Source organism: Pseudomonas shirazensis (assembly GCF_014268785.2).
Taxonomy (GTDB): Bacteria; Pseudomonadota; Gammaproteobacteria; order Pseudomonadales; family Pseudomonadaceae; genus Aquipseudomonas; species Aquipseudomonas shirazensis.
In genome coordinates, this window is the sequence record NZ_JABWRD020000001.1 from 891,825 (window position 1) to 904,984 (window position 13,160).

14 protein-coding genes are annotated in these 13,160 nt (G+C 63.0%); 8 read left to right on the forward strand and 6 right to left on the reverse strand.

The genetic code is table 11. The annotated features are described in order from the left end of the window. Positions 1–3: 3 nt before the first annotated feature. From cobN to HU736_RS03810, 3 genes are read left to right on the forward strand one after another with little or no spacing between them, the layout of a single operon-like run. Complete coding sequence (gene cobN / locus HU736_RS03800) at positions 4–3,765, forward strand: cobaltochelatase subunit CobN (protein ID WP_186698298.1); 3,762 nt, start codon at positions 4–6, stop codon at positions 3,763–3,765. A gap of 1 nt (position 3,766) precedes the next feature. Continuing rightward, on the forward strand, positions 3,767–4,783 hold the full coding sequence (locus HU736_RS03805; RefSeq protein ID WP_186698296.1) for a magnesium chelatase ATPase subunit I: 1,017 nt from the start codon (positions 3,767–3,769) through the stop codon (positions 4,781–4,783). A gap of 53 nt (positions 4,784–4,836) precedes the next feature. After that, complete coding sequence (locus tag HU736_RS03810) at positions 4,837–5,451, forward strand: vWA domain-containing protein (protein ID WP_103438766.1); 615 nt, start codon at positions 4,837–4,839, stop codon at positions 5,449–5,451. 125 nt (positions 5,452–5,576) lie between these two features. Here HU736_RS03810 and HU736_RS03815 read toward each other — a convergent pair whose 3' ends face one another. Then, positions 5,577–5,843, reverse strand: coding sequence for a hypothetical protein (locus tag HU736_RS03815; protein ID WP_101319072.1), 267 nt, complete (start codon positions 5,841–5,843; stop codon positions 5,577–5,579). A gap of 332 nt (positions 5,844–6,175) precedes the next feature. Between HU736_RS03815 and HU736_RS03820 the strand changes: the two genes are divergently transcribed. Then, positions 6,176–7,501 carry a sigma-54 dependent transcriptional regulator gene (locus HU736_RS03820; RefSeq protein WP_101319074.1) on the forward strand — a complete coding sequence of 442 codons (1,326 nt, stop codon included), beginning with the start codon at positions 6,176–6,178 and terminating at the stop codon, positions 7,499–7,501. 51 nt (positions 7,502–7,552) lie between these two features. Here HU736_RS03820 and alkB read toward each other — a convergent pair whose 3' ends face one another. Next, positions 7,553–8,197 (reverse strand): DNA oxidative demethylase AlkB, encoded by a 645-nt coding sequence (gene alkB / locus HU736_RS03825; RefSeq protein WP_186698294.1) that lies wholly within the window; start codon positions 8,195–8,197, stop codon positions 7,553–7,555. A 256-nt stretch (positions 8,198–8,453) separates the two neighbouring features. Between alkB and HU736_RS03830 the strand changes: the two genes are divergently transcribed. After that, positions 8,454–8,750, forward strand: coding sequence for a hypothetical protein (locus tag HU736_RS03830; protein WP_103437205.1), 297 nt, complete (start codon positions 8,454–8,456; stop codon positions 8,748–8,750). Positions 8,751–8,850: 100 nt separating this feature from the next. Here HU736_RS03830 and HU736_RS21945 read toward each other — a convergent pair whose 3' ends face one another. Next, positions 8,851–8,985 carry a hypothetical protein gene (locus HU736_RS21945; RefSeq protein WP_256585737.1) on the reverse strand — a complete coding sequence of 45 codons (135 nt, stop codon included), beginning with the start codon at positions 8,983–8,985 and terminating at the stop codon, positions 8,851–8,853. Positions 8,986–9,109: 124 nt separating this feature from the next. Here HU736_RS21945 and HU736_RS03835 point away from each other — a divergent pair, with 124 nt between their 5' ends. Then, positions 9,110–9,610, forward strand: a complete 501-nt coding sequence (locus HU736_RS03835; RefSeq protein ID WP_186698292.1) for a methylated-DNA--[protein]-cysteine S-methyltransferase — start codon at positions 9,110–9,112, stop codon at positions 9,608–9,610. Here the strand turns inward: HU736_RS03835 and HU736_RS03840 are convergent. Beyond that, the gene (locus tag HU736_RS03840) at positions 9,607–10,356 is read right to left on the reverse strand and encodes a carbon-nitrogen hydrolase family protein (RefSeq protein WP_186698290.1); all 750 of its coding nucleotides are present in this window, start codon (positions 10,354–10,356) and stop codon (positions 9,607–9,609) included. The two genes, HU736_RS03835 and HU736_RS03840, sit on opposite strands and share 4 nt — an antisense overlap. An 87-nt stretch (positions 10,357–10,443) precedes the next feature. Between HU736_RS03840 and HU736_RS03845 the strand changes: the two genes are divergently transcribed. Then, complete coding sequence (locus HU736_RS03845; protein ID WP_186698288.1) at positions 10,444–10,959, forward strand: DUF2867 domain-containing protein; 516 nt, start codon at positions 10,444–10,446, stop codon at positions 10,957–10,959. A 5-nt stretch (positions 10,960–10,964) separates the two neighbouring features. Continuing rightward, positions 10,965–11,660 carry a metallophosphoesterase gene (locus HU736_RS03850; RefSeq protein WP_186698286.1) on the forward strand — a complete coding sequence of 232 codons (696 nt, stop codon included), beginning with the start codon at positions 10,965–10,967 and terminating at the stop codon, positions 11,658–11,660. On the opposite strand, the gene HU736_RS03855 is transcribed toward HU736_RS03850, so the two are convergent. Together HU736_RS03855 and HU736_RS03860 are read right to left on the reverse strand one after the other, a co-directional pair. After that, positions 11,638–12,258, reverse strand: coding sequence for a LysE family translocator (locus HU736_RS03855; protein ID WP_186698284.1), 621 nt, complete (start codon positions 12,256–12,258; stop codon positions 11,638–11,640). The genes HU736_RS03850 and HU736_RS03855 overlap by 23 nt on opposite strands. 75 nt (positions 12,259–12,333) lie before the next feature. After that, a complete protein-coding gene (locus HU736_RS03860) occupies positions 12,334–13,152 on the reverse strand; it encodes a helix-turn-helix transcriptional regulator (RefSeq protein ID WP_186698282.1) in 819 nt (272 codons plus the stop codon). Between the last annotated feature and the right edge of the window lie 8 nt (positions 13,153–13,160).

The window sequence follows — 13,160 nt, forward strand, 5'->3', positions numbered from 1 at the left end:
ACCATGCACCTGTTGCGCACCCAGCCAGGTGGTTTTGTCCCAGAAGACAGTATTGCCGACCTCGGCCAGACTGCCGCCGAACTGGTCATTCTGTGCAGTGGTGACTCGCACCTGGCGCTGCTGGCCGAAACCGCGGAGCAGCTGCCTGGCGACTACCCCAGCGTGCGCCTGGCCAATCCCATGCAGGTGCAAAACCATGCCTCGGTCGACCTGTATGTCGACCAGGTGCTGCGCCATGCAAAGTTGATCCTGATATCACTGCACGGCGGCGTTGGCTACTGGCGCTACGGCATCGAGCAGTTGGTCGAGCTGGCGGCGCGCGGGGTTCAGGTGATCATGGTTCCGGGCGATGATCGGCCTGACCCCGAGCTCACCGGTTTGAGCACGGTCAGCAGCGACCAGGCCGAGCGCTTGTGGCACTACCTGCGCCAGGGCGGCAAGGCCAACGCGCTGAATCTGTTCAACTGCGTGGGCAACCTGTGGTTCCAGCGCGACTATGCCTGGCAGGAGCCGCAAGCGCTGGCCCGTACTGTGGTCTACCACCCAGCCAAGGCCAGTGCGCAGTTGCCGGACTGGTACGCCGACTGGGACCCTGCGCTGCCGGTGGCGCCGTTGCTGTTCTACCGCTCGCACCTGCAGGCGGCCAACACCGCGTTTATCGACGTGTTCTGTCAGCGTCTGCAGTTGGCGGGGCTCAACCCGTTGCCGATCGCTGTAGCCAGCCTTAAAGAGCGGGCCTGTCTCGATCAGGTTGAAGCGTGGATGGATGAGGCCGAGGCCGAGGTGGTGATCAACACCACTGGCTTTGCCTTGTCCAACCCCGAGCGCCCCAACGCGCGGCCCCTGCGCCGGGATGTACCGGTGTTGCAGGCGATCTGCGCGCAGGACAATCAATTGGGCTGGGAAACCAGCGAGCAGGGCCTCGGCGGCCGCGATCTGGCCATGCACATCGTGTTGCCGGAGCTGGACGGGCGGATCATCACCCGGCCGGTCAGCTTCAAGGACCTGGCCTGGCGCAGTGAACGCAGCCAGGCTGATGTGGTGTGCTATCGCGCCCACCCGGAACGCATGGACTTCGTCGCCGAGCTGGGCCGTCGCTGGGTCGCGCTGGCGCGCTTGCCGAATGAGCAAAAGCGTGTCGCGCTGATCCTCGCCAACTACCCGACCCGTGATGGCCGGATTGGTAACGGTGTCGGCCTGGACACGCCGGGTGCGGCCTTGAACATCCTTGAGGCGATGCGTGCTGCGGGTTATCCGCTGGACGAGCTGCCGGCCACCGGCACCGCGCTGATCCAGCACTTGCTCGGCGGCGTGACCAACGACCTCGACAATCTCGATCAGCGCCCGTGCGCGCAGAGCCTGAGCCTGGCCGACTACCAGGCCGCGTTCGCTCGGTTGCCGGCAGAAAACCAGGCGGCCGTGCTAGCCCGTTGGGGCGCCCCTGAAACGGACCCGATGTGCCGCAGCGGCCGCATGATGGTCGCGGGCCTGCGCTTTGGGCAGACCTTCGTCGGTATCCAACCGGCGCGCGGTTATCAGGTGGACCACAGTGCGGTGTACCACGACCCGGATCTGGTTCCGCCGCATGGCTACCTGGCCTTTCACTTCTGGCTGCGCCACGCTTATGCAGCGGACGCCGTCATTCATGTCGGCAAGCATGGCAACCTCGAGTGGTTGCCAGGCAAGGGCGTCGGTCTGTCGGCGCAGTGCTGGCCCGACGCGCTGCTGGGGCCGATGCCGAATATCTACCCGTTTATCGTCAACGACCCGGGCGAGGGCGCCCAGGCCAAACGCCGCACCCAGGCGGTGATCATCGACCACCTGATGCCGCCGCTGACCCGTGCCGAGAGCTACGGCCCGCTGCGTGATCTCGAACAGCTGGCCGACGAATACTACGAAGCCCAGCTGCTCGATCCGCGCCGTGCGCAAGAGCTGCAGCGCGACATTCTGGCGCTGGTCAAGGCCAACCATATCGACCGAGAGCTGCAGCTTGAAGGTCAGCTGGATGATGCTGCCGTGTGGCTGCCGCGCCTGGATACCTACTTGTGCGACTTGAAAGAGTCGCAGATTCGCGATGGTTTGCACGTGTTCGGCCAATCGCCGCAAGGCCGCCTGCGCAGCGATACGCTGCTGGCATTGCTGCGGGTCGAGCGCGGTGACGGCAAAGGCGGCAACGCCAGCCTGATTCGTGCTCTGGGCAAAGCCTTCGAGCTCGGCTTCGATCCGCTCGACTGCGACCTCGGTCAGCCTTGGCAAGGGCCACGGCCGGCCATGTTGCAGGTGCTGGACGACGCGGCCTGGCGCACCCACGGTGATACGCGCGAGCGCCTTGAACAACTGGCATTGACGTTGATTGAACAAACGCTGGCCGGCAGCCTGAAGCTGCCCACCGAAGAACAATGGCAGGGCGTGGCACAGGTACTTGAAGAGCTGCTCTCGGTTGTCGCGCCAAACCTCGACAGCTGTGGCGGCGCCGAGCTCGAGGGCCTGCTCGCGGCACTGGCTGGGCGCTTCGTCGCGGCAGGCCCCAGTGGCGCGCCGAGCCGCGGCCGGCTTGATGTGCTGCCAACTGGGCGCAATTTCTACACCGTCGATGTGCGCAACTTACCCACCACCACTGCGTGGCGACTGGGCTTCGCCTCGGCCAACCTGATTCTTGAGCGGCACCTGCAGGACCATGGCGATCATTTACGCCAACTCGGCCTTTCGGTCTGGGGCACCGCGACCATGCGTACCGGTGGCGACGACATTGCCCAAGCCATGGCCTTGATGGGCGTACGCCCGGTGTGGGCCACCGGCAGCCAGCGCGTCGACGACTTCGAGATCCTGCCGGTGAGTTTGCTCGACCGGCCACGGGTCGACGTCACCCTGCGTGTATCAGGCTTCTTCCGTGATGCGTTCGGTAACCTGATCCGCCTGTTCGACGCCGCCGTGCAGGCAGTCGCGGCACTGGACGAGCCAGATCACCTCAACCCGCTGGCGGCCCGCGTGCGGGCTGAGCGTCAGGCCCTGATCGAGCAAGGCATCGAAGCCGAGCAGGCTGCGCGCCAGGCTGGTTGGCGGGTGTTCGGCGCCAAGCCCGGTGCCTATGGAGCCGGGGTGCAGAACGCCATCGACGGCCGCCTGTGGCAGGACCGCAAGGACCTGGCGGAGGTCTACCTCAACTACGGCGGCTACGCTTACGGCGCCAGTGACGAGGGCACGCCCGCCCGTGCCCAGTTCGCCACGCGGCTGGGCCAGGTACAGGCAGTGCTGCAGAATCAGGACAACCACGAGCACGACCTGCTCGATTCCAACGATTATTACCAGTTCCAGGGCGGCATGCTGGCCGCTGCCGAAACCTTGCACGGCGAGGCGGTAGCGAGTTACCACGGCGATCACAGCCAGGTTGACCGACCACGCATCCGCACTCTCAAGGAAGAGCTCAACCGGGTTATCCGTGCGCGGGCGCTGAACCCAAAGTGGATCGACGGCGCCAAGCGCCACGGCTATAAAGGCGCGTTCGAACTGGCAGCGACGGTCGACAACCTGTTCGCCTTCGACGCTACCACGCACCTGATCGACGATCATCATTACCAGGCGCTGGCCGAGGCCTATGTGCTTGACCCGGCGACCCGTGAATTCATGCGCGAGCACAACCCCGAGGCCCTGCGCGACCTGACCGAGCGTTTGCTGGAGGCCCAGCAACGCGGCCTCTGGGAAGAACCCGGCAGTTACCGTGAAGCCCTTGAGGAGCAGTTGCTCGAAGGTGAGGAAGACCACTGAAATGATTGAACCGATGCAGTTTCCGCTGGCCGCTGTGGTCGGCGCCGAGGCGCTCAAGCTGGCGTTGTGCCTGACCGCAATCGACCCAAAGATCGGCGGGGTGCTGATCGAAGGCCCGCGCGGCATGGCCAAGAGCACCCTGGCCCGTGGCCTGGCAGACCTGCTCGGCAGCGCCGAGCAGCAGCCACCCTTTGTCACCTTGCCGCTGGGCGCGACCGAAGAGCGTCTGGTCGGCACGCTGGACCTCGACGCAGCGCTGGGCCAGGGCAAAGCGCAGTTTTCCCCTGGAGTGCTGGCCCACGCCGATGGCGGCGTGCTGTATGTCGACGAAGTCAACCTGCTGCCCGATCCGCTGGTTGACTTGTTGCTGGACGTTGCTGCCAGCGGCACCAACCGCATAGAACGCGACGGCATCTCCCATCGTCATTCGGCGCGGTTTGTCTTGATCGGCACGATGAACCCGGAGGAGGGCGAGCTGCGCCCGCAACTGCTTGATCGCTTCGGCCTGAACGTGTCGCTGGACGAATTGCCCGAGCCGCAGGCACGCCAGCAGATCATCCGCCGGCGCTTGGCCTTCGACAGCGATCCGCAAGGCTTCTGCGCCGAGTGGGCCGGTGCCCAGCAGGACCTGCGCGAGCGCTGCCAGGCAGCGCGCGCGCGCCTGGAACAGATTGCGCTGGATGACCAGGCCCTGGCCTGGATTACCGAACGCTGTTTTGCTGCCGGGGTCGATGGCCTGCGCGCAGATCTGGTCTGGCTGCGAGCTGCACGTGCTCACGCTGCCTGGCGCGGCAGCGAGCACATCGATGAAGAAGACGTCACCGCCGTAGCCGAGTTTGCCTTGCGCCATCGCCGCCGCGAAGCCCCAGCCCAGCAACCGCCAAGCCCGGCGACGGCGCAGTCGCCAGCCAGCAGCAAGGCCAGCGCGGGGCAGGGCGGCGACAGTGGTGCACTGCCAGCCCAACCGGTTGCAGCGGGGCCGCGGCGTGAGGTACCAAACTGGGCAAAAAAGCCCTGAGCATCCGTCAGCAAGGTTTGTCCGCGGCGGATGCCAAGCCCCGGCCAGGCAGCTTGCGCGGTGCTGCGCGTGGACAGGCGCGCAAGGCCGCTGCCGGGCGTGTCGCCTGGCCGGCGACCCTGCTCAAGGGCCGGCCAAAGCAGCGTGGCGATTTGTGCTGGCAGCAGCGTCAGGGGCAACCGGCAGAGCTGTGGCTGGTGATTGTCGACGCCTCGGCGTCAACCCGCCGACATCAGGCGCTTGCCCAGACCAAGGGCGTGCTTGCCGAGCTGTTCGATCAAGCCTATCGCCAACGCGCACGTCTGGCTCTGCTGACCGCTAGTGGCCGTTCGGCCCAGTGGCAGCGGCATGGGCTGAAAGCTTCGGCGGCGCTCCAGCCCTGGTTGCAGGCCCTCGGCGCGGGTGGCGGCACGCCGCTGATCAGCGCCTTGGAGCAAGCTCGGCAATGGCTGCAGGCACGACACCAGCGTCATCCGCAGGAGGTCCAGCGTTGCCTGGTGTTTACCGATGGTCGCCTGCAACGCTGGGGCGCGCTGCAGCCGATGCCCTGCACGACCTGGTTGATCGACATGGAATTGGCGCCAGTGCGGGTCGGTAAAGGCAGATTGCTAGCGCAGCAATTGCAGGCCGAGTATCAGCATATCGAGCACTTCAAGCAGCTGCGCTGATATGTAAGGACGTTACAAATGGCGGCTGCGACAGGATGTCGCGCTAACGAAAGAGTTGCCATCAAGGCACAGTGCGAGTTGCTAAAAGTGCGCGCCAGGCACGCACTTTTAGCATGAACAAATGCTTACTTGGGCATTGACCAAGGTTGCAAGTCATAACCCTTCTGACACAGTTCGGCGCGCACTTCCTCGATCAGGCTGGCCCACTGCGCCGGGTCTGAATAAATACGCGAGGAGACTTGCTTGCTGCCGATACGGGTGTTGGTCCGGTCGATCACTGCCAGGCTCAGTTCACCAGTACCGTTGGGTGCATCCCAGGCAACGCACTGGAAGGGTTCGAAGGCGTGGTCGGCAATCAGCAGTGCTTCGTTGACACGGAGCGGGGCATTCATGGTTCGGTCTCTCTATGGTCCCAAACAGCGAAAGTAAGTCCGCGCTGTATCAAAGGTGCCAGGGTAAATAGCGCGGGGTTATGGATACTGATGCTCGATGAGTAGGATGAAGTCACAGCCTTGACGAATTTTTTTTGCACATAGTCCAATCCGCGCAGGTGCCCGGCTCAGACGGCAACAATTTGTAAAAGCCGGCGTGTAGCGGAGTTGCCGGTGGGCATTCGGCAGACCAACGGTACTGGGTAAGTTGGAGTTCGTTGCTACTGTTAATTCGGGCGCTGCAACGTACTGTTTCTACTTAAAAAACCAAAATTTGGCGCCAAGGAACGGTCATGCTCGAAGCTGCAGCGCAACGTCGCCTGTTGATCGTCGACCCGTGCGACGACTGCCACCGTCTGTTACCGGGCCTGCGCGGTGCCGGTTGGGACGTGCACAGCTGCACCCTGGCGGCGGCGCTTGAGCATCCTTGCGATGTAGGTGTCCTGCGCCTGCAAGCGTCGCACCTGCAGGCGCCTGATGCGGTCAAGGACATGATCAAGCGCAGCAATACCGAATGGATCGCCGTGCTCAATGCCGAGCAACTGCGTGCGCAGAACGTTGGCGACTTTGTCTGCGAGTGGTTTTTTGACTTTCATACCTTGCCGTTCGACGTTTCTCGGGTGCAGGTAACCCTGGGCCGCGCCTTCGGCATGGCCCGCCTGCGTGGCAAGGGCGCAGTGCAGGTGGACAAGCCCGAGCATGAACTGCTGGGTGACAGCCGGCCGATACGCGAGCTGCGCAAGCTGCTCGGCAAGCTGGCGCCGACCGAGTCGCCAGTACTCATCCGCGGCGAGAGCGGTACCGGCAAGGAGCTCGTCGCGCGGACTCTGCACCGGCAGTCGCAGCGGCACGATAAGCCGTTTATCGCGATCAACTGCGGGGCGATCCCTGAGCATCTGATCCAGTCCGAGCTGTTTGGCCACGAGAAGGGTGCATTCACCGGCGCGCACCAGCGTAAGGTCGGGCGCATTGAGGCAGCCAACGGTGGGACCCTGTTCCTCGATGAAATTGGCGATCTACCGCTTGAGCTGCAGGCCAATCTGCTGCGTTTTCTGCAGGAAAAGCACATCGAGCGTGTTGGCGGCGATCAACTGATCCCTGTTGATGTGCGGGTTTTGGCTGCTACCCATGTGGACCTTGAGCAAGCCATCGAGCGCGGCAAGTTTCGCGAAGACCTGTATTACCGGCTCAACGTGCTGCAGGTGGTCACTGCGCCCCTGCGCGATCGGCACGGTGATCTGTCGATGCTGGCCAGCCATTTTGCCCAGTTTTACAGCCTGGAGACCGGGCGCAGGCCGCGCTCGTTCAGCGACAGCGCGCTGGCCGCGATGGGCCGGCATGAGTGGCCGGGCAATGTGCGCGAGCTGGCCAATCGGGTCAGGCGCGGGCTGGTGTTGGCCGAGGGCCGGCAGATCGAGGCGCAGGATCTGGGTTTGCAGGTGCTGGTACCCGAGGAGCAGCCGCTGGCGACGCTGGAGGATTACAAGCACCGTGCTGAGCGCCAGGCCTTGTGCGATGTGCTCAACCGGCATTCGGACAATCTGAGTATCGCCGCCAAGGTGCTGGGCATCTCTCGACCCACCTTCTATCGACTCTTGCACAAACACCAGATCCGTTGATTGGGACGTGCGATTGCTTTTCTGCTGCTCTTGGACATTGAGCTCGGCCAGTTAACCCGCCCGGCGCAGGGTGAGGTTGATCCGGCGTGCGCCCATCCGTGGGTGGTTGCCGGGCTTGACGGGCATTACCCCGTGAAAGCGCAGGCGGTCTTCGCCGCCCCATACCAGTACGTCACCGTGATTGAGGGCGATGCGCTGGGTCGGATCCTTGCGTTGCATCCCGCCGAACAGAAACACCGCCGGCAACCCTAGCGAGATGGACACGATCGGATGGGCGAAGTCGTTTTCGTCGTGGTCCTGGTGCAGGCTCAGCTTGGTGTCGGCAAGGTAGTGGTTGATCAGGCAGGCATCGGGGGTGAAATCATCGAAGCCAGCGGTTTCAGCCGCGTTACGGGCGACCTGCAAGAAGCTCTCAGGCAGGGCTGGCCAGGGCTGTTGGGTGAGCGGATCGTGCGTGCTGTAGCGGTAACCTTGCTGGTCGCTGACCCAGCCAAGCGAGCCGCAATTGGTGAGCGCGACGGCCATGGCCTGGCCACCTGGGGTGCGCATGTGCCGAAACGGGGCTGCGCGCAGGATTGGCCGCAGGTCGTCCAGCAGGGTTTCGACCTGAGGCAGGACAAAACCTGGAAGCAGGACCGTCTGCGCAGCCAGGCGCTGCGGGGATGGGCCGAACAGGTCGAGGTCGGACTGAATCATCTGGCTAAGGCTTGGCGTCGGTGGTTTGGGTTCAGGTGTACCTAGCGATGCAACCCATACTAACGGCAGGTTGCGCGTCATGTCGCGCTGGTCCGCTCGGCGGAGCTCCTACCAGACAACGCCAAGGCGTCTGCAAACGTGGTTCGGCAACTGGTAACGTACTGCCAAGTCTGCGCCTTGATCCGGCGCTGGCAGGTCAGGCCAAACTGAGCTATTGCTGATGAACTGGCGGTGAGGCCGCGCGTGGAGGTAAACGATGAAACGAGTATTGAGCATCATCGCATTGGTATCGCTGGCCGGCGTCGCCAACGCAGAGATACCGATGGTGAACGCAACCTGTCCGGGCAACCTTGAGGTTCATGCCGATGAAGGCGGGCCGTTGTTCATCAATGGCAAAGAAGCCAAGCTGAAGAAGATCAATGACAATTACTTCGAGGCCAAAGGCAGCGGTGTGACCGTATCGTTATCGCTCAGCCCTGATGGTACGCCGAGTATTTCCTATACCGGCAAAGGCGGGGCGAATGGCATGTGCGAAATAGCCGAAGAAGATTAGATCGTGAAGGTTGCCACAAGGGTTCACCAATCGCCCTTCGCACAACCTGACCCTCCTCAGCGCGAGCTATGCGCTCCAAACCAGCGGGTAGCAAAGGCCGTCAGCGCACTTCGCAGACCCACTTGTGGTTGCACCGGTACGGGGTGCGTGTAAACCGAACCTGGACCAGACGGGTCAGCCCCTGCTGGGCCAGGACATCGGTGAGCTGGGTGAGTGTCTCTGCTTCGATAGTCATCGCTGTTACCTCTTCAGATTACTTTGCTCATGATTATCGACTGGCACACCCGCGCAACAATTCAATTTGATTAGCTCGGCATCGATTGCAGTAAGCTGATGATTCTTTGCTCATGGTCCGCCTTATGCCCAGTTCATTCACGCTCATGCCTTCGCCCGTTGGCGTGCTCACCCTGGTCGCCCGCGATGACCGCCTGGCTGCGGTACTGTGGGAGCAGGAGCGAGCAAACCGGGTGCGTTTGGGTGAGCTGCTGCGTGACGACGAGCATCCGCTGCTGCAGCAGACCGCGCTGCAGTTGGGTGAATATTTCGCCGGGCAGCGGCGCCACTTCGAGCTTGAGCTGGACTTTGCCGGCACCGCGTTTCAGCGTGAGGTGTGGTCGGCGTTGCTGACCATCCCGTTTGGCGAAACCCGCAGCTACGGCGACATTGCCCGACAGATCGGCAAGCCGAGTGCGGTGCGCGCAGTTGGCGCGGCCAATGGGCGCAACCCGCTGTCGATCATCGCGCCGTGCCACCGGGTGATTGGCGCCTCGGGTAGTCTGACCGGGTTTGCCGGCGGCTTGCAGGCCAAGCAGTTTTTGCTGGCTCTGGAAGGGCGCCAGAGCCTGGCCCTGGATTTTTAACGGCCGTCAGGCAGCTCGGGTAACGCAATCACCGCAGCACTGGCGCTGGAAGTGTCGAGCATGAGCAGGCCTTCGCTGTGCTCATCCAGCGCTGCCAGCAGCCGGCCCTGGCTGTCCCAGGCTGCCGAGCAGCCGGCGCCAATGAAGGTGTCCGCCGGGCCCACGCAATTGGCCAGCAATACAGGCATGCTCAGCCGGCTGGCAACGGCGGGATAATGGGCAAAACCTTCACCTATGCCTTTGGCTGATTTGGCTACGCTGACCAGATACACCTCTGCGCCGTCTTTGCGGGCCTGCATCGCGTGCTCAAGAAACATCGACTCATAGCAGATCGCCGGAGCGACCCGCAGCTCACCTGCAGTGAACACCAACTGATTGTCCCCTGCGGTAAAGAAGTCCATCTCGTCGGCATGCAAGCGCTGTTTCGCGTACACCAGTGCAGGTTTCGCAGGGCGCAGAATCGGCATACCGATCTGCACGCCACTTGCGGCCTGCAGCGGCAAGCCCAACGCCACGCTTACTCCAAGCTGGTCACACAGCATTTGCACCGGCTCCAGCCAGACCGAGTCTGCGGTTTGCGCCAGCGCTTGGGCGAGGGCGGGCTCGTAGCCGCTCAGGGATAACTCTGGAAACACCACCAACTGCGCGCCGGCACGTGCCGCCTGCTCGATGCAGTACAGGTGTCGACGCAGGTTGCCAGCCAGGTCACCCCTGAGCGCTGCCAGTTGTACTGCACACAGTTTCATGACCAATCCCTGGATGACGCCGCTGAAACACCGAGGATACTATCGGAGCAATTACCCACGCCAGTGGGACCCACGGACGGAGACGAGATGAGCCAGCAAGCAGCTATTCCACCTGATTCATTGATTTGGCCCAGCGCCCAGCAAGCCAGCTTTAGTCATTGTCAGTCGATCACGCTCGTGGACCATGGGCTGCCGGCGATGGCGCATTACCTGCAGATGATGCGCGGCATGCCGCGCTGGATCGACAATTTGATGGTGCTGCGCAATCGACTGGTCCAGATGGTGGGGCTCAAGGATCTGGGCCGGCTCAGCGCAGTCAATTCGCAGTGCTCTCCGGGCAGCTATGAAGCAGGGCAGCGGGTGGGCATTTTTACGCTACTGGCCAATACTGATGATGAGGTGCTGCTGGTCGACAGCGATCGCCATCTGGATGTGCATGTAGCCTTGCTGCGTCGACCGTCTGCACAGACCGGGCAGTGTGAGGTAGTGGTTAGCACCGTGGTGCGAACCCACAACCTGTTGGGACGTCTGTATATGTTGCCCGTGGCGCCGTTTCACCGGCTGATAGCACCGATTGCCTTGCGTCGTTTGCGAAAGGGGTAGTTGCAATGCAGCGTTTCCAGCAGGTAGCCGCCAATGAGCTGGGCAGGGACTTGGCAGTTGGTGATATCCACGGTCATTTTCCGCGTTTGCAGCAGTGCCTGGACGAGGTGGCGTTCGATCCGCAGGTTGATCGCTTGTTCAGCGTCGGCGATCTGGTCGACCGCGGGCCGCACAGTGAAGAGGCCCTGGAGTGGCTGGCGCAGCCTTGGTTCCATGCAGTGCAGGGCAACCACGAAGCGCTGGCGGTGAGTTATCTGTGCGGCGACCCGCTGGATCTGGACATGTACCGCGCGGCAGGCGGCGGCTGGTTTCTGGATTTGCCCAGTGCTGAGCAGCAACGCTATGCCAGTGTTTTCGTTACCCTGCCGCTGGCCCTGCAGGTGGCCACCGCAGACGGGCCGATCGGCCTGGTGCATGCCGATAGCCCATTCAATGAGTGGTCACAGTTACGTACCAGCCTGTTGGGTGAGGATGACCCGCGCGTCCGCGAGATCTGCCAATGGTCGCGGCGGCGTTTGCGTGAGGGCGATACGCATACGGTAGAGGGCTTGAGAGCGCTACTGGTGGGGCATACCGCGGTGCTGCAGGTAAAACAGCTGGGCAATGTCTGGCACCTGGATACCGGCGGCTGGAACAAGGGCCATTTCAGTCTGCTGGATATGCAGCGGCTGGTCCTGCTCAATCTCGCCACAAGTGAATGAGCACGACGCTGGCGAGCAGAATCAGCAGTGCCCCTGAGGCGCGTTCCAGCCATGGCAAGGCGTGGATGAAGCGGCTAAGCACGCGGCGGTTGCCAATGGCGCAGGCGACCAGCAGGTCCCACAGCAACACCACACCAAACATCCAGCTGGCATAGGCAAGTTTCCACGCGTTGCTGGTACTGGCGAGCATGCTTGCCAGGCTTACGTAGAACAGCGCGTTCTTCGGGTTGAGAATGGCCGAAGCAAAGCCCATCAGCAGGCACCTCAACCAGCCTTGAGCGGCCTGCACGGGTTCGCTTTCGACCTCACCAAAGCTGCTTTTGCCGGCATGGCGCAGGAACAGTCCGCCGATGTACAGCAAGTAGGCGCAGCCTGCGATCTGCAGCGCGATAAACAGTGCACTGCCGTCCTTGAGCACCGATACCCCGGTAAACGCTGCACCGATAAACACGCCGTTGGCCAGGGCGATACCCAGGCAGGCGCCGCTGGCTACCCGCCAGCCGGCTTTGATCGAGCTGCGCGCAACCAGAAAGAAGTCAGGGCCGGGTGACAGCAGCGCGAGGAAATGGGCGCTGGCGACTATCAGAAATTGCTCCATGGGGCGGCACTACTCAGGCATTGGAGGGCGCAATTCTGCGGCCCGCCCGGGATAGCGTATTGAACAATATTGCAGTCAGCGCATCAGGCGATAGCGCCCCGGCGTTGTGCCGGCATGCGCCTTGAATACCCGCTGAAAATGGCTCTGGTCGGCAAAGCCCAGTTTATAGGCGACTTCTGCCAACGGCAGGCCTTGGCGTAGGCACTGCCGTGCCCGATTGACCCGCGCATTGAGCAGGTAGGCGTGCGGGGTCAGGCCGGTGGCCGCCTGGAATGCGCGGATCAGCTGATAACGTCCAAGCCCGGCTTGGGCTGCGAGAGAGGCCAGACTGAGCTCGGCCAACTCGGCCTGGTCGATAGCCGCGATAACGTCCACAAGGGCGGCAGCGCTCAAGGACGGTGCAGGAGCTGTCGGAGAGGGCGCATACGCTGAGAAGTCGTGCTCGGCCATGAATTGGACCAGCGCAGTCTCTTTGTGCAGCGGCGCGGCGGCGGAGAACAGCAGCGTGTTCAGCTGACAAAAGTGTCGATAGGCCTGCGGGCAGCGGCTGATTCTTGCCGGCCCCCCACGGTCGCCTGCGACGACGCCGGATTCTGCGCGCAACTGACTTAGCCACTGCGCATCGATGTGCACCATCTGATAACTCCAGGCCTGCCCGGATTCAGGGTTGCACGCATGCACCCGCTGCGCGGGCACCAGTACCAGAGCGCCCGGGCTCAAGCGTTGCTGGCCTGCACCGGCACCGCTAAAGCGGCTGAAGCCGGCATCGACGGCGCCAATCGAGAAGGTCGGATGGCTGTGCGCCTTGTAGCAGGCACGGCTGTGACAGGCGCGTCTGCTCTCGACGAAGGGCAACGCCGGGTCATGCCAGATTTCGCTGCTTGCGGTGTGCATCAGTGGCC

Coding starts and splice junctions, on each gene's coding strand:
- HU736_RS03855 (WP_186698284.1), bottom strand. CDS start 12,258: ATGGAGCAATTTCTGATAGTCGCCAGCGCCCATTTCCTCGCGCTGCTG.
- HU736_RS03835 (WP_186698292.1), top strand. CDS start 9,110: ATGCCCAGTTCATTCACGCTCATGCCTTCGCCCGTTGGCGTGCTCACC.
- HU736_RS03820 (WP_101319074.1), top strand. CDS start 6,176: ATGCTCGAAGCTGCAGCGCAACGTCGCCTGTTGATCGTCGACCCGTGC.
- HU736_RS03860 (WP_186698282.1), bottom strand. CDS start 13,152: ATGCACACCGCAAGCAGCGAAATCTGGCATGACCCGGCGTTGCCCTTC.
- alkB (WP_186698294.1), bottom strand. CDS start 8,197: ATGATTCAGTCCGACCTCGACCTGTTCGGCCCATCCCCGCAGCGCCTG.
- HU736_RS03845 (WP_186698288.1), top strand. CDS start 10,444: ATGAGCCAGCAAGCAGCTATTCCACCTGATTCATTGATTTGGCCCAGC.
- HU736_RS03830 (WP_103437205.1), top strand. CDS start 8,454: ATGAAACGAGTATTGAGCATCATCGCATTGGTATCGCTGGCCGGCGTC.
- HU736_RS03850 (WP_186698286.1), top strand. CDS start 10,965: ATGCAGCGTTTCCAGCAGGTAGCCGCCAATGAGCTGGGCAGGGACTTG.
- HU736_RS03815 (WP_101319072.1), bottom strand. CDS start 5,843: ATGAATGCCCCGCTCCGTGTCAACGAAGCACTGCTGATTGCCGACCAC.
- HU736_RS03840 (WP_186698290.1), bottom strand. CDS start 10,356: ATGAAACTGTGTGCAGTACAACTGGCAGCGCTCAGGGGTGACCTGGCT.
- HU736_RS03805 (WP_186698296.1), top strand. CDS start 3,767: ATGATTGAACCGATGCAGTTTCCGCTGGCCGCTGTGGTCGGCGCCGAG.
- cobN (WP_186698298.1), top strand. CDS start 4: ATGCACCTGTTGCGCACCCAGCCAGGTGGTTTTGTCCCAGAAGACAGT.
- HU736_RS21945 (WP_256585737.1), bottom strand. CDS start 8,985: ATGACTATCGAAGCAGAGACACTCACCCAGCTCACCGATGTCCTGGCC.